Source organism: Neobacillus thermocopriae, from assembly GCF_010975035.1.
GTDB lineage: Bacteria > Bacillota > Bacilli > Bacillales > Cytobacillaceae > Neobacillus > Neobacillus thermocopriae.
Genome location: NZ_JAAIUV010000005.1, coordinates 21,070 through 35,792 on the forward strand (window position 1 = coordinate 21,070; position 14,723 = coordinate 35,792).

Sequence of the window (14,723 nt, forward strand, 5' to 3'; positions counted from 1 at the left end):
GCACAGGTTAATTGGTTAACGATGGAGAGGTTGGATGGCTCTAGCTTTATATGAAGGAATACATAGATAAAGGGTGATAGATGATAAGATGGAGAATCAAGGGAACTCAACTAATAAAAAATAGCCCAGCCATTTCGGCCGGACTATCGATTTATCGTTTAGTTTAAAATGATAACCTTTACGGTTTTTCTGCCCCAAGCAAGTGCGCTTGCCTTGTTTGGCATCAGAACATCGATTTTGTGACCTTTAATCGCTCCGCCAGTGTCCCCAGCGATAGCTGTTCCATATCCCTCAACCCATACTTTTGAACCAAGTGGGATCACACGAGGGTCCACGGCAATCAATTTCATATTTGGATTTGCTTTAATATTATAGCCTAAAGCCGTAATGGAACCAGATTCTTCATGGCTGTAAGCAGTTGCGGTAACGTAAAGTTCACGTCCTTTAGGTGCTGAACTTGACTCTTTAGTTGGCGCAGGTGCAGATTTAGAAGCAGTAGCGGGTGCAGGTGCTGTAGATTGAGCTACCTTTGCCTTCATTGCTTCTGCCTTCATAGCTTCAGCCTTAATAGCTTCCATTTTTGAAGTAATTTCCTTCTTTTCCTGCTCAGCTATGGCCATTTGCTGAACGATTTGATCATATTTTGTCTGCATCGCCGTTAATGATTCTTCACGTTTTTGCAGATTTTGATCAAGCTTAGCTTGCTGATTAGCAAGAGTCGCTTGCTGTTCTTTTAAAAGTTGTTCTTGTTTATCAATTTCTTTTTTATCTTCTTCAATTTGTTGAAGATCTTCCTTTTGCGCGATTAAGATTTCCTTGTCAGCGTCCATAAGAGTGGATGCCGCAGAAGCGCGCTGGATAAATTCTGAGATGCTATCAGACTCAAAGAAAATGTTAATAATGAGACCAACATTACTATTATGCTGGAGAGCAACGGCCCGCTTTTTCATCACTTCTTTTCGGCCAAGAATTTTATCCTCTAATATTACAATCTCTTCCCTCTTTTGTTGGATGAGCTTGTTTACCTCATCAATTTTGGCCTGAGTGACTGCCATCTCTTTTTTGTTTTGTTCAATTTCATTATATATAGACTCTAATTCTTGCTTAATTTGCTGAATTTCTTGATGTACAGACTGTTTTTCCTTCATCTGCTGTTCAAGTAGATTTTCTTTCTCTTGAAGCTGACTTTGCAGATCGTCTGTTTCTGCATATGTAACAATCGTACCAGAAACACACATTATTAGAACTAGTACTGCAAGAGTAATACGCTTCAACCATTTCTGCATATTTTCTCCTCCTTATATACCAATGTTATAACAGATCAATGTACCAGAAATGTTACAAAAATATTAAAAGACTATCACAATTCGTCACATAAGTAGAAAAAATAAACAAATATTGGAATATCTCTGTCATTTTAAGGGAAAAAGTGGTATTTCATACGAGGAATTTTCACCTAATATCCATGTGGGTAGACATCATGGATGGGGACTTTTGTTAGGGGCAATCCCTATAACTGTTGTCCTAAAAAGTGGGGCAAAGATTTAGTTTTTTGGGAATTTGCCTGTTGAATGAAATGATCTGTCATCATTGCTAGACCTAAAGAACATAAAAGAAAGTGAAGAAAAACGAGTCATTTTTCACCACTTCCTTTTTGGGAACTTATTCTTCTAGTTTCATAAATTAAATTTCATTCCATTTGGTTTGTTTCCCTATTAATGAAATACATTTCCTTCCCCTCATTTATGTGTAAGTGTATCCTTCGAGGACGTGTTCGCCACCTAATCCTTTTCATATGGGACGGTTTAGTCATAGGCATTCTGCCCAAGAGCTTCACCCTCCCCCCTTCTATAAGTACAAAATGGCTTAAAATCTCATACACTTCTACTTCAGTTAATTCATGTTTACTTGAAAAAATTTGTAATGTTCTATGGTGGAAATTAATTTGAATGTCTTGATCCTTGATGTAGAAACAACTATTTTCACTTTGGTTAAGAGGTATGTAGTGGAAAAGAGAGTTCTGATTCATACGAGGTGACTGATGTGAAAGTATAATCATATCGTTAAAACGAGGTTTTCTCCTTAGCAACCATTCTCTCTCTTTTATTTTCTCCCCTATAAAAACAATATAAACCTCTCCCATTTGTACACCCCCCAAATTTAGACATCATTCTCCATTATTATTCGACAATAACGATTATTTTCCTGCTTGTCCTCCATTCCATAGGATGGTTCTCTCTTAAAAACCAATTTTCAATCATTTTTCTGAAAATTCTTAATAACATATGAAGAGAAGGGTCGTCCAAAAAAACAAAGAGGAGGTTTTCTAGTGAACTTATTAAGAAAAGGGTGTTTTATCTTCGCTTTAATAATTCTTTTGACCGCCTGCGGAACGGAAAAAGCTTCCACCAATGAAAGGAAACTGGTAGAAGAAGGGAAGTTTATCTATGCCGCCTCTGGCGAATATAAGCCGTTTAGCTACATGAAGGAAGATGGAACGATGACAGGCTTTGATATTGAAGTAGCAGAAGCGATCGCCAAGGAACTCGGACTAAAACCAGTTCAGAAAAAATTTAAGTTTGGTGGAATTATTGAAGGGGTCAAGTCAGGACGATTTGATGCAGCCGTCGCTAGCCATGAGATTACAGAAGAACGTTTAAAGGTCGTTCATTTTTCCACTCCATACTACTATTCAGGACCACAAATTTTTGTTCGTCCCGATAGTAAAGTGGAAACCTTAAATGATCTTAAAGGAAAGGAAATTGCTGTTTCAAAAGGTACCACCTTTGCAGAGTTAGCTAAACAAGTTACCGATCGAATTATCTTGCTCGATAGTGATGTAGTGGCACTCGAAGCTCTCAGTAAAGGGAAACACGATGCGGTAATCACCGATTTTGTCACAGGGAAGGAAGCGATCGGAGCAGGAATGAAAATTGTCGGAAAAGAAATGCTTGGTCGCAGTGAACAAGGAATTGCAGTCGCAATGGATAACGACAAGCTCCTAAAGGAAATTAACAAAGCGCTCGATAAACTCCGCGAAAATGGTACCTTAACGAAAATCAGCCAAAAGTATTTTGGAGAAGACATAACGGTCCTCCCGGAAAAGCAGTAACGGATCTACAAATTTCCCTAAATATTTCTCGGGGAATATCTACAAATTTCCCCATCCACACATAAGGAGGGAATTATGGATTGGTTTAATAAGTTGATTGATACCTACCCCGTTTTTCTAAAAGGCATGCTGCTGACCTTTGAACTTACGGTCGTAGCCATTATGATTGGCATTATTATTGGATTGTTTTTTGCTTTTTTAAAAATATCCAAAATCAACATTCTTGTGTGGCTTTCAGATGCGTATATTTTTCTCGTGCGAGGCACGCCTCTCATTGTACAGATTTTCGTGTTTTACTATGGATTGACTTCGCTTAATATGTCACAGTTTATGGCAGTCGTACTTGGACTTGCCTTCCACAATGGAGCCTATATCGCTGAGATTTTTCGGGGTTCCATTCAATCGATTGACCATGGCCAGATGGAAGCAGGCCGTTCCCTCGGTATGAGCGTGAGTCTAACTTATCGCAGAATCATTTTACCGCAGGCATTAAGACGCGCGATGCCGCCTCTTGGCAATCAATTTATTATTGCCCTAAAAGATTCATCGCTGGCGGCATTCATTGGAATGTACGAGCTATTTAATGTGGCCACCACCTTTGGCTCCAATACATTCGACTATCTGACCTATCTGTTAATCGTCGCTGTCTACTATCTCGTGCTTGTGTTTCTTATTTCCCTATTGGCCCGATATGCCGAAAACCGTCTGGCCATCAGCGATTAGGAAGGAGATATACGATGAAGGAAGCCATCATGGTAAAGGTTGAAAAATTGAATAAATCATTTGGAGATCTCCATGTATTAAAAGATATTGATATGACTGTTAGAGAACGCGAAGTGGTTTGTTTAATTGGCGCGAGTGGTTCTGGAAAAAGCACACTGCTACGCTGTCTCAATTTCCTCGAAATCAAAAATAGCGGAAAGATTTTTATTGGCGGCGAACAGATTGAAGAACATACACATGACTTGAATCAAATACGTGCCAAAGTTGGAATGGTGTTTCAACACTTTCACTTGTTCCCCCATATGACAGTGATTGAAAATATTATGGAGGCCCCGGTTCATGTAAAAAAGATCCCTAAGGATCAGGCCTACGAGGAGGCCAAAGAGCTTCTGGCGAAGGTCGGTTTAAGTGACAAAGCGAACGTATATCCTGGCAAACTGTCTGGTGGGCAAAAGCAGCGTGTAGCGATTGCCCGGTCACTTGCGATGAAGCCGGAGGTGATGTTGTTCGATGAACCAACTTCGGCACTCGATCCAGAGCTGGTCGGAGAGGTCCTTGTCACAATGAAAAAATTAGCTCAAGAAGGCATGACCATGATCGTTGTTACCCACGAAATGGGCTTCGCCCGCGAAGTCGCCGACTCGGTCATCTATATGCACGATGGTCGAATTGTGGAAGTCGGCCATCCTGATCAATTGTTTCACACACCTACCCAAAAACGAACCAAAGATTTCTTGGATTCCGTTTTGTAAGTTCGTGTTGCCCAAACCGGAAATTGGCTGCCTGCTTGCTTTAGATTCCAGATCTTTACGTTATGCGAACTGTTACTTCTACCATCACTTCTCAGGACTTTTCATTATGCCGAGCACACCAAGAAGCCGCCAACCATTCGATCAGCGGCTTCTAAATATAAACAGGGGGATTTTACTATATAGTGTTGCCACTCATCTGTATTTCATACCACTTTTTGAAAAAGTAGGTAAATTCCTTTAAAGAACGTGATACTTTTACTCGTCTTTCCGTATTTCGTAAAATTTATTTACTTTTTTATAGCTTGATCCCTTAACCCCCTGGTACAAACGCTTTACCTTTCAACTCACTTCCTTTCTACTCTGGCAAAAGCTGTATCCATTGATCTTGCAATGCTGTCACTTGCTCCATTTTCAAAGTCATGACAAAAAAACCTGGCAGCTATGGCCAGGAGTCAAAGATGGGGAAATGTATGAGGCGATGATTGATTCTCTCTAGATGGGGAAAAATAGAGGAAATAAGATTGGAGTATTTCATTGTTCATCGTCATTTAACAATGCTCATTTTCAACAACCGTGGTGCCGCAACCATTTACCATAGATCCTCTTTATGAATACATTTGAAAAGGACTTCTCTCCCGTACTTCCAAATGATTTTCACTAATGAACCTTTCAAGCTGTCTGACACGAACTTGCAGACAGTCCACCTTTTGGTTCGCTCGCCCAACCATTTTAATTAAGCTCTCAAGCAACTCCTCCAATTGGGGCGCCTCCTTCTCTTTAAAATGCAATGACTTCTTCTCCTTTCTTTTGTTCAGCTTCCGGGGAAGGGACAGTGATATTGGATTGTTCATGTGGTTTACTACTGAGGAAACGAACGGATTCAGCGATGACCTCTGTGACATACACCCGTTTTCCTTCTTTCTCATAAAAACGGGTTTGGAGCCTGCCGGTGATCCCGACTATCGACCCTTTTCGACAATATTGGCACGTATTTTCAGCTGCTTTTCTCCAAAGTGTGCATTGAACAAAATCTGCATCAATATCTCCGTTGTGATTGCGAAAATTTCGGTTAACGGCCAAGGTAATTTGGGTGACAGCCGTTCCTTCCGAAGTCGCTCTCAGCTCGGGATTCCTAGTTAACCTGCCTACCAGGGTAACTTGATTGATCACTCTTACCAACTCCTTCACGTTTTGTTGCTTTTATCATAGTTCAAAAGTTCTATTCCTGTAAAACGGAGAAAATGCCTGTTTTACTACCATATTTTTAAGAAATGAATCGTTTAAGGGAATTTTTGTCCAGTACGACTCCCCAAATGGAAGATCCATTTGCATTTGGGTCATTTCGACAAAGATTTTTCGACAATCTTATTAAAAATGCTTCTTCCTTATGTTGTGCGTCCCGTGATGAGAATATGGTATAATGAGGAAAATGCAAACGCCTTGGCCCACTTAAGTCATCCTCTCATAAGAAGGAGTGCTTAAGTATTCGAAGGAGTAGACGCTGTAATGAGATTATCTCAATGTGATAATCTTTTCGAAAAAACACGCAGGAGGTTCGGGATGAAGACATTTAAGTTATTTTCTTTAGAAGTCGTGGAAGAGGACGGCCAATCCGTAGAGGTTCCGCTTGAAGATGGATTAATTATTAATAAAGAAGACGAACGTTCCACTTGGTTAATTGAGGCCTACACAGACCTTACTTTATATGATTATTTTAAAAAAATTGAAGAAGAAAACCGCGAAATTATCGTTGAAACTGTCATCACAAAGCGCGAAAATGATCCTGCTTTTTTCCAAACAAAAATTGTCACGTTGAATAAATTTGAACATCAAATGAGCGTCTTGCTAGAAGGTCATTTACGTCGCAACAAAAGCGACTATTCCGAGCTTCTGCTTGAAAATTTATTACAAAAAGGCCTTCAGGGAGAAACCCTTCTTACCGAGTTTAAAGAAAAAATGAAAAGTAAACCAAAGCTGAAAGTGAAAAAAAATTAGGTAGAGTGGGAAACCAGCCATGGCTGGCATTTATTTTTTAATTTTAGGGGGAACATATGGAATACAGTAATTTTTTGCTTGGTCTTATCATTGCGATTTATTTAGCGATCGATGCTCCAAAGCATCATAAGCGTCCTTGGCTGTGGGCCATCCTTGGTTTCATCTTCGGCCCGATTGCCTTAGGGATTTATTTGATCCAAACCAATCGGAAAGTCCTCGGATGGATTATTACCATTCTTTCTATATTGATCTATATTATCTTCTTTATCATCGTCATCCTCGGTATTCTTTTTGCTAGTTTGTTATAAAGTGGAACGAGAAAGGGACAAGCGATTTGTGCTTGTCCCTATTTTTTAGCGGTCTTTTCTGTCTTTGTCACGAACATCAAGGTCGTCTTCAATGATTTCCTCTCGTTCGGTGTTAATATCTTTTCCTGGGTCTTTGTCCGTATCTGTATTAATATCACGGGAACGATTATTGTTGTCAATCATATCGCGATCGGTATCCAAACGGTTATTCACGTCATTTTCTAGCATATCGTCATTCACGTCATTCCGATCTTCATCCGTTACATTTGGTGGTGGAGGATTTTGATCATCATCATTTACATTACACCCTGCTAACAGTATAGCAGATAGGACGGACCCAGAAAGCAATAGAAATAGCTTCTTTTTCAACCGTAAAACTCCTTTCAAATTATAGAATACGAACAATTATAGATTTCCCACTGATGAAAAAAATATTTACTTTAATGTCAGAAAAACGGAATAATAGCAAATGAAATACCATACAATTTTTGGTAAATCCCCATAGATGCTTGCGTTAGAAATAAAAAAGGGATGGGAATTCGATCCCATCCATCATGAAGCCTCATTTTACTCTTTTTTATCCCCTAATGCAAAGGTGATTTCCGCTTCACAGACAATTTCGCCGTCAACCGTTGCAACGGCTTTTCCTTTCCCAATCGGTCCGCGAAGCCGTACCATTTCCACTTCCATCCGCAGTTGGTCACCAGGTTTCACTTGCTTTTTAAATCGACAATTATCAATTCCTGCAAAGAAGGCTAAGCGACCGCGGTTTTCTTCTTTTTTCAAAACCGCCACCGCTCCGACTTGTGCAAGTGCCTCCACGATTAAAACGCCAGGCATCACCGGATAATCTGGAAAATGTCCATTAAAAAACTCTTCGTTAGCGGTAACGTTTTTAATACCAACTGCTCTTTTTCCTTCCTCGACTTCAACAATCCGATCTACTAGCAAAAATGGGTAACGATGTGGAATGATTTCTTTGATTTCATTAATATCCAACATTCTTTTAGTACCTCCTACTAATAACAGATATTATTTCCTATTCTACTATTAAAAACACATGAAAGGGAAGGGATTTCCCTTCCCTTCCCAAATTATTTTCCATTATTCTTTTGGGCGGTCATCTTTATTGACTAAATCGATGATATGAGTCCATGTTGATGTTTTAAAAACATCAGTCACTTTTCCGTCGCCAATCACTCCGTATCCTACTGCAGCGCCCACCATTAAACTGATGAACGTAAAAACAACCAGTAAGACAAGCCTAAGCCATATGGGAAGCAATCGGATGCGAATTTTCTCTTTGGGCCATATGGATTCTTTCGTCTCGGCCATCTCCACTTCGCCATCTTTTCCTTGCTTTAGCTCATCCTTATTTTCTTCAATCGATTGTACTTGTTGATTCAGATGATTGACAGACATACTTTTATTCCCCTTTAAATTCCGGCCTTTCGTATAAAAACACCGGACCGAGAGTTATACATATTATAACCATTTTTCCATTGGCACTCATTGAAATTTATCAATGTAATTTCTATTATAAAAAATTATTCAATAAGACACATTAGTTTTTTATAGTAAATGGTCATTTCATGAAAAAAAGCCTAATGTTTTGCAGCTTCCTATCAGCCACAATCATTAGACTTGTTATCGACCTTATTGGTAAGATGTCATACCACAGGGAATATAAGTAACCCCGTCATAAAAAAGATGCGCTCTCATATTGTGAATAGGAAATTTATCCAAGCTTGCGTCCCGGAATTTTGTCAATGTTATCAAGCATAATCCCTGTTCCGATCGCTACGCAATCCATTGGATTTTCCGCTACTAGTACAGGAACCTTCAGCTCTTCTGCAAGGAGCATATCGATACCGTGAAGTAATGCGCCTCCGCCTGTTAAAATGACGCCGCGGTCAATGATGTCAGCAGAAAGCTCTGGTGGTGTACGTTCAAGAACACTTTTTGCTGCCTGAACAATAACGGTCACCGATTCGCGCAATGCTTGCTCAATTTCTTCCGAACGAACCGTAATCGTACGCGGTAATCCACTAACCATATCACGGCCACGAATTTCCATTTCCTCTGAACGTGAACCAGGGAAAACAGTACCAATGTTGATTTTAATATTCTCTGCTGTGCGCTCCCCAATTAAGAGCTTGTATTCGCGCTTAATATAGTTCAGGATTTCCATATCGAACTTGTCGCCGGCCATTTTAATGGAGGAAGAAGTAACGATATCTCCCATTGAAAGAACAGCTACATCGGTTGTTCCTCCACCAATATCCACGACCATATTTCCGCTAGGCTGGAAGATGTCCATTCCTGCCCCAATGGCAGCCACTTTTGGTTCTTCTTCTAAGTATACTTTTTTACCACCGCTCTTTTCCGCTGCCTCACGAATCGCTTTTTGTTCGACACTTGTAATGTTCGTCGGACAGCAAATCAAAATGCGTGGCTTGGATAGAAAACCTTTGACATTCAGCTTATTAATAAAATGCTTCAGCATAGCTTCTGTTACATCAAAATCCGCGATCACCCCATCTTTTAATGGACGAATCGCGACGATGTTTCCTGGTGTACGTCCAACCATGCGGCGAGCTTCCTCTCCCACCGCAAGAACTTTATTTGTATTTTTGTCGATGGCCACGACTGAAGGCTCGTTTAACACAATCCCACGGCCTTTTACGTGAATCAACACGTTAGCCGTCCCTAAATCAATCCCTATATCCCTTGCAAACATGTCTCTTTCCTTTCCTCCTCCAAACGGATTCCAATACATTTCCTAATTTTCAATTGTAACACATTCATTACAAAATCCATAACATTTTTATACAAATACAACAAAAAAATATTCGCTGTAATGGGAGAAAATAAGAAAGAGATATTAGGCTCCTACTTACTAAAAAAGGCAATGGTGCTGACCACCATTCGCCTGTTTTGGTTCTTATTTTTGAATTGTTTCCCCTTGTTTTTCCTCCTTTTGGTATTTCATTTTCGTTGCTTCTCCGCCTCTTAGATGGCGTATGGATTTATGATAATCTAGTATTTCTTTTACTTCGTTTGCAAGCTCCGGATTGATTTCAGGTAATCTTTCTGTTAGATCCTTATGGACTGTAGATTTGGATACGCCAAACTCCTTCGCAATGACGCGAACCGTTTTCCTCGTCTCCACGATATACTTTCCAATCTTGATAGTCCTCTCTTTGATGTAATCGTGCACACTCTCGCCCTCCCTAAATTGGATGTGGAGTGTGAAATGAGACTCGCTTATCACTTCGACGAAATACTGCTTCCGCGTTGCTTTGTCTCGTTATAACAGGTATAGGAACCCTTTAGGCAGGCAAAACCACACAGGATCACTACTTGTGAACCCAGCCTCACTCATAGCATGTACCTACTTGTGGTCATTCCTTCCTGATCCTCTTCCGAGACTATGGTTAGTGTCACCAAAATGCCGTAATGAACGGCATGAATGGACCCTAATATATGCACGCGGCAGAAAGTAACCTACTTTCTGATCATACGATGAATAATCATGTCCCCGGCTGAATATCCGTTAACTTCAAACGACTCCTCACCTCAAACACTCTCTTTATATAAAAGGTTTGTAACATTGTATTAGCTTGGATAAGAGTTTATGCACAATTTAGACAAAGAGGACAAGGTATTTAAAATAATTTTTCCCAAAATTAAACCTATCCCTTTTTTCGACAAGTGTCAGACACCATCAAAAAACAAAATGGGGAATGGTCTTTCAAAAGTCGACCATTCCCCAATGGATCGATAAAGACCCTCATTCACACCATTACATTATTTCCATTTCGTATAGATGTTTTTGACGATTTGGACAGGCACTTTGGAGCCGCCGCGTTGTTGAACATTTTCAATCATCATGGCGATCATAGGGTTCGGTGTTTGTTGGTTCCATGCGATAAACCAGCCATTTTCCGTTCCAGTTGTGCCTTGTTTTTGTTTCATCTCTGCCGTACCGGTTTTTCCAGCTAGTGGATAATCGGCCATTTCTGCTTCATGAGCGGTACCGTCTTTATCGCTGACGACCTTTCTTAAATCCGCTGCAATCCATTCGGCATTCTTTTTGGAAACAACCGACTCTTTCCACACTTGGCTCTTCTCGTGCTCATCCAAAAGAATCGGCTTCATCATATTTCCGTTATTCATAAATGGCGTATAGGTAGCCAGTAAATGAACAATACTCATTTGCACCTGTCCTTGACCATAGCCTGAATCGGCAAGTGCAATTTCGTTTTTCAAATCCCCTATTCGGGAAGTTTCCAGCGGATAAGGATAATCGATCTTCTCCTCAAAGCCATATCCTTTTAAACCGTCCGTAAACACCATTTTCCCCATCTTGAGCGCGGCCTGTGCAAAATAAATATTATCGGAATTTACTAGTGCTTTTTCCAGATTGATCGGGCTTCCCTCATGAACCCGTGTGACAAAATAGCTGCCCCAAGATGAGTCCTTCTGCCATTTCAGACCTTTTATCTCTACAGCCTGTTCTGGTGTTATCTTCCCACTCTCCAACCCAATCGATGCGATGAGTGGTTTTAACACCGAACCTGGGGCAAAGGCTTGTTTGAACCGCGTCAAGAGCGGTTGGCCAGGATCTTCTTTCAGAACTTTCCATTCATCTGCTGTCAATCCCAGTGAAGCCTGATTCGGATCAAAAGAAGGACTGCTAACTAGGGCGAGGGTTTCACCTGTCAATGGGTTCATCGCTGCTGCTGTCCCTACCTCTGTCCCCATCTCCTCAAATATGACTATTTGTAGATTGGCATCAATGGCCAACTTTACATCTTTTCCGTTAACTACTGGTTTTTCCGCCAATACTTCCTCGCCACCATTTTTCTTTTTGATTAAAATTTTAACTCCATTCTCACCTTTCAGCTGCTCATCAAGTACTTGTTCAAGGCCTCTTTTTCCAATGATATCTTGGCTTGTGTACCCTTTATCTTTTCTTTTTTTCAACTCATCTGCCGTGATTGGTCCAACATAGCCAATCAAATGAGCCGTGGCCTCTTTATACGGGTAAATCCTGGCATCTACTTTCCGAGTTTTTACCGAGTCAAGAGCAATCAACTGCGAGATTCGTTCCTGATCATCCATCGAAATTTTCTTCAGCGGTACAAACATTCCCGGTTTCACCCAGTTCGCACTAAGCGCCTTCTCTATTTGCTCTGGCTTTATTTTTAAAAGTGAGGATAATTGTTCTTTTACTGGCGGTGTCAACTCTCCGGCGGTGACACCCACTTCATACACCTGCCCATTTACTGCTAGTCCCGTTCCATTTCGATCAAGAATTTCACCACGTTGGGCCGGCAGCGTACTCAAGCGGATCGTGTCTCCCTCTTCCATGCTCGGAAAAATGAATCTTGTATTCCAATCAACAAACCAGTTTTCCTTGTCATTCTTTTCTTCTTTTTTCAATTGTGCTTTGAGTGTAAAGTTGATCGGTCCTGCAATACTATTCATTTTCACTGTCATTGGATACTCAGCAAGCTTCTTTTTAGCCTGTTCTTCTTTTTTTGGTTTTTGATAGTTAATCTTGAGATCAGTTATTTGTAGATCTTTGTAGATTTTTTCGTAGCGGTTGGTGAATTCTTCTTTGGAGATTTTCTTTTTCGCATCCTTTGAGAGGTAATCATACATCTGATCAAACTTCTCTTCTTTCCACAGTGCTATGTACGAAGACAGACGCTCCTCTGGTGTTGGTTCTTTACTACAGCTACTTAACACGATAGCCAAAACCATAAAAAGCAGCGCCCCAGCAACATGCTTTATCCTCAATTTTTCTTCCCCCCGTTTAACTACTTTATTTCCATTATATCACAGTTAGGTCCTCACCCCATTTTTTGTCATATGACTGTTTATATAAGTCATGAATCAAATAAATGGCCTATTTATTACCTAAACCTTCATTAATTGTTCATAGTTTGTTCATATTTACGCGTTATACTAACATATGAAAAGGATAATCTCACACTTTTCATCCCCCTTTTAAATAGATTTTAGTTTTGCAATCCGGCTTATTTAGCCGGATATTTTTTTATCAAAAACTTTGAATGAAAAGGGGACTTTGTGGCTTTGTTTGGGGAGATAGATAGATAAAAGAGAAGCTCATAATGGCTGTAAAAATATGAAAAACACTTTTTGCCCAGTCGTACAATCCTGATGTACACACAAAAAAAGGGAAGTATTACCTCTTCCCTTTGATTATGAAAGATTATGAATTAGATTTTTCTTTTGATTGGGTAGACTCCTCTTCATTGTAAGAAGACTTGTCATCGTCTGATCCTTTATCACTTGACTGGTCTTTATCTTCACCAGATTCGGTTTCAGAGGACTGATCATCAGCATTCTCAGCTCCATCTTCACCTTCCATTTTCTCTTGTTGCTTCACTTTCGGAGATTCTTCTACATCCCCTGTTGATACTTCTTCCTGCAAAGCGCTTAATGGTTTATCAAAATAGCTTGATGGATTTACCGCGACGCCATCTTTGCGAATTTCAAAATGGACGTGTGTTCCAACTTTTTCATTGAATAAACTTTGTCCAGCCTTTGCAAGGACATCTCCTTGCTTCACTTTATCGCCAACCTCAACTTGAATATCCTTCACCGATTGATATTGTGTTACAATACCTTTATCATGCTCGATTTCAATCACATTCCCCAGGACTGCATCTTCCTCAACACGAGTGACTGTACCGCTAAGTGACGCCGTTACATCAAATGTTTCGCCGTCTTTCATTGTAATGTCTACACCTGTGCTTGGTTGATACGTATTATTGTAGAATACTAATGCGGCTTCCTGGTCTTCAGCTTTGGCATTGAAATCATAGAATTTTGTTTTAATGACAGCTTCATCCGCATTTTTCACTGGCATTTTGAAGTTTTCGAAAGCAGTGTTCACTTCTACTGCTGGTGTCTGATCCTTTTTACCAGCGAGATCTGAAGACTTGTATTCATACTTATCTGTGTCACTGGCATTAGATTGATACCAAAGAACACCGGTTAGAATGATTGCTGCACTAGCGATATAAATGGCTGGAAATACCCAACGCTTTTTGAATAAGCGCTTTAAGCTGGAACTTTGAGAAGATCGTTTGTTTTCTTCCTCTCTCATTTTCATCACCTCAGCAATCATTCTGAACAGATAACTAGAATTATATACACTAGTCTGAAAAAATTTTTTATTATTTGTTATTGCCAGCCATTTTATGCAATATTTTTTTGAAAAATAGTCCTGTTCAACATGAATCAATAAATGAAAGAAGGAATGACCATGAAATTTGTTACATATACACTACGGTTGTTACCGTTTCTATATATGGCTGCTATTTGGATCCAGTCTAGCCTGCCGTCTAATCATTTCGTAGAGTTACCTGACTCGTCCCTCGACAAAACGATTAAAGAATCGCTCCATTTAGTTGAATTTGCGATTTTATATGTCTTACTCGTTCTTGCGAGCCTTACATTACGCCGCTCTTTCACCCCAAAATGGAATGTGGCTTGCGCGATATTTGCTGCTCTTTATGGGATTAGCGACGAAATTCACCAATCGTTCTATTCCTATCGATCGGCCTCTCTCTTTGACTTAGTCAAAGACTTCACAGGAATTTTAGTCTCCTACTACTTCATCAGCAGGGCACTGTATAAAGGGAAATTTGTTTGGCTGAGGAAAAAACTAGACCGAATTGCGAAGATCCATTAAACCGCTCGTCAACCTTTATTACGGCGGTTCTTTTAGTTTTTCAAATAGTAGATAGGAATCAATTTCTTTAAATATAAAAACATAATGGTTTATTTTGATAG

Annotated in this window: 16 protein-coding genes; 6 read left to right on the forward strand and 10 right to left on the reverse strand. The window is 40.0% G+C overall.

Translation table 11 applies throughout. From position 1 onward, the window contains the following. Positions 1–158: 158 nt before the first annotated feature. Positions 159–1,286: a 3D domain-containing protein gene (locus G4Z05_RS04765; protein ID WP_163250717.1), complete on the reverse strand. Its 1,128-nt coding sequence runs from the start codon at positions 1,284–1,286 to the stop codon at positions 159–161. Between the two features lie 1,043 nt (positions 1,287–2,329). On the opposite strand from G4Z05_RS04765, the gene G4Z05_RS04770 reads away from it, so the two are divergent. The 3 genes from G4Z05_RS04770 to G4Z05_RS04780 all read left to right on the forward strand — a co-directional run bounded on the left by G4Z05_RS04770 (position 2,330) and on the right by G4Z05_RS04780 (position 4,587). Next, complete coding sequence (locus tag G4Z05_RS04770) at positions 2,330–3,112, forward strand: transporter substrate-binding domain-containing protein (protein WP_163250718.1); 783 nt, start codon at positions 2,330–2,332, stop codon at positions 3,110–3,112. Positions 3,113–3,187: 75 nt separating this feature from the next. Beyond that, positions 3,188–3,835 (forward strand): amino acid ABC transporter permease, encoded by a 648-nt coding sequence (locus tag G4Z05_RS04775; RefSeq protein WP_163182646.1) that lies wholly within the window; start codon positions 3,188–3,190, stop codon positions 3,833–3,835. Between the two features lie 14 nt (positions 3,836–3,849). Further along, positions 3,850–4,587: an amino acid ABC transporter ATP-binding protein gene (locus G4Z05_RS04780; protein WP_163250719.1), complete on the forward strand. Its 738-nt coding sequence runs from the start codon at positions 3,850–3,852 to the stop codon at positions 4,585–4,587. A 605-nt stretch (positions 4,588–5,192) separates the two neighbouring features. On the opposite strand, the gene G4Z05_RS04785 is transcribed toward G4Z05_RS04780, so the two are convergent. Both G4Z05_RS04785 and G4Z05_RS04790 read right to left on the reverse strand, forming a co-directional pair. After that, positions 5,193–5,345, reverse strand: coding sequence for a hypothetical protein (locus G4Z05_RS04785; protein ID WP_158332812.1), 153 nt, complete (start codon positions 5,343–5,345; stop codon positions 5,193–5,195). 19 nt (positions 5,346–5,364) lie between these two features. After that, positions 5,365–5,757: a single-stranded DNA-binding protein gene (locus G4Z05_RS04790; protein WP_038537697.1), complete on the reverse strand. Its 393-nt coding sequence runs from the start codon at positions 5,755–5,757 to the stop codon at positions 5,365–5,367. 390 nt (positions 5,758–6,147) lie between these two features. Here G4Z05_RS04790 and G4Z05_RS04795 point away from each other — a divergent pair, with 390 nt between their 5' ends. Together G4Z05_RS04795 and G4Z05_RS04800 are read left to right on the forward strand one after the other, a co-directional pair. Beyond that, the gene (locus G4Z05_RS04795; RefSeq protein ID WP_163250720.1) at positions 6,148–6,582 is read left to right on the forward strand and encodes a YwpF-like family protein; all 435 of its coding nucleotides are present in this window, start codon (positions 6,148–6,150) and stop codon (positions 6,580–6,582) included. Between the two features lie 56 nt (positions 6,583–6,638). After that, positions 6,639–6,890, forward strand: a complete 252-nt coding sequence (locus G4Z05_RS04800; RefSeq protein ID WP_163250721.1) for a hypothetical protein — start codon at positions 6,639–6,641, stop codon at positions 6,888–6,890. Between the two features lie 45 nt (positions 6,891–6,935). Here G4Z05_RS04800 and G4Z05_RS04805 read toward each other — a convergent pair whose 3' ends face one another. The 7 genes from G4Z05_RS04805 to G4Z05_RS04835 form a co-directional block, all read right to left on the reverse strand. Beyond that, positions 6,936–7,259 carry a hypothetical protein gene (locus tag G4Z05_RS04805; protein WP_163250722.1) on the reverse strand — a complete coding sequence of 108 codons (324 nt, stop codon included), beginning with the start codon at positions 7,257–7,259 and terminating at the stop codon, positions 6,936–6,938. 198 nt (positions 7,260–7,457) lie between these two features. Next, positions 7,458–7,892 carry a 3-hydroxyacyl-ACP dehydratase FabZ gene (gene fabZ / locus G4Z05_RS04810; RefSeq protein WP_038537708.1) on the reverse strand — a complete coding sequence of 145 codons (435 nt, stop codon included), beginning with the start codon at positions 7,890–7,892 and terminating at the stop codon, positions 7,458–7,460. A 102-nt stretch (positions 7,893–7,994) separates the two neighbouring features. Next, positions 7,995–8,312, reverse strand: coding sequence for a DNA-directed RNA polymerase subunit beta (locus tag G4Z05_RS04815; RefSeq protein ID WP_163250723.1), 318 nt, complete (start codon positions 8,310–8,312; stop codon positions 7,995–7,997). A gap of 316 nt (positions 8,313–8,628) precedes the next feature. After that, positions 8,629–9,630: a rod shape-determining protein gene (gene mreB, locus G4Z05_RS04820; RefSeq protein ID WP_163250724.1), complete on the reverse strand. Its 1,002-nt coding sequence runs from the start codon at positions 9,628–9,630 to the stop codon at positions 8,629–8,631. A 204-nt stretch (positions 9,631–9,834) separates the two neighbouring features. Then, complete coding sequence (gene spoIIID / locus G4Z05_RS04825) at positions 9,835–10,110, reverse strand: sporulation transcriptional regulator SpoIIID (protein WP_038537714.1); 276 nt, start codon at positions 10,108–10,110, stop codon at positions 9,835–9,837. A gap of 590 nt (positions 10,111–10,700) precedes the next feature. After that, positions 10,701–12,698 (reverse strand): penicillin-binding transpeptidase domain-containing protein, encoded by a 1,998-nt coding sequence (locus G4Z05_RS04830; protein WP_338036745.1) that lies wholly within the window; start codon positions 12,696–12,698, stop codon positions 10,701–10,703. Between the two features lie 436 nt (positions 12,699–13,134). Beyond that, complete coding sequence (locus tag G4Z05_RS04835) at positions 13,135–14,034, reverse strand: stage II sporulation protein SpoIIQ (protein ID WP_163250725.1); 900 nt, start codon at positions 14,032–14,034, stop codon at positions 13,135–13,137. A 159-nt stretch (positions 14,035–14,193) separates the two neighbouring features. Here G4Z05_RS04835 and G4Z05_RS04840 point away from each other — a divergent pair, with 159 nt between their 5' ends. Next, a complete protein-coding gene (locus G4Z05_RS04840; RefSeq protein WP_163250726.1) occupies positions 14,194–14,622 on the forward strand; it encodes a VanZ family protein in 429 nt (142 codons plus the stop codon). Positions 14,623–14,723: the final 101 nt, after the last annotated feature.

What these genes read in the sequence shown, in the direction of transcription:
- G4Z05_RS04765 (WP_163250717.1), bottom strand. Translation starts at nt 1,286, where the DNA reads ATGCAGAAATGGTTGAAGCGTATTACTCTTGCAGTACTAGTTCTAATA.
- G4Z05_RS04815 (WP_163250723.1), bottom strand. Translation starts at nt 8,312, where the DNA reads ATGTCTGTCAATCATCTGAATCAACAAGTACAATCGATTGAAGAAAAT.
- mreB (WP_163250724.1), bottom strand. Translation starts at nt 9,630, where the DNA reads ATGTTTGCAAGGGATATAGGGATTGATTTAGGGACGGCTAACGTGTTG.
- fabZ (WP_038537708.1), bottom strand. Translation starts at nt 7,892, where the DNA reads ATGTTGGATATTAATGAAATCAAAGAAATCATTCCACATCGTTACCCA.
- G4Z05_RS04795 (WP_163250720.1), top strand. Translation starts at nt 6,148, where the DNA reads ATGAAGACATTTAAGTTATTTTCTTTAGAAGTCGTGGAAGAGGACGGC.
- G4Z05_RS04775 (WP_163182646.1), top strand. Translation starts at nt 3,188, where the DNA reads ATGGATTGGTTTAATAAGTTGATTGATACCTACCCCGTTTTTCTAAAA.
- G4Z05_RS04840 (WP_163250726.1), top strand. Translation starts at nt 14,194, where the DNA reads ATGAAATTTGTTACATATACACTACGGTTGTTACCGTTTCTATATATG.
- G4Z05_RS04835 (WP_163250725.1), bottom strand. Translation starts at nt 14,034, where the DNA reads ATGAGAGAGGAAGAAAACAAACGATCTTCTCAAAGTTCCAGCTTAAAG.
- G4Z05_RS04800 (WP_163250721.1), top strand. Translation starts at nt 6,639, where the DNA reads ATGGAATACAGTAATTTTTTGCTTGGTCTTATCATTGCGATTTATTTA.
- G4Z05_RS04780 (WP_163250719.1), top strand. Translation starts at nt 3,850, where the DNA reads ATGAAGGAAGCCATCATGGTAAAGGTTGAAAAATTGAATAAATCATTT.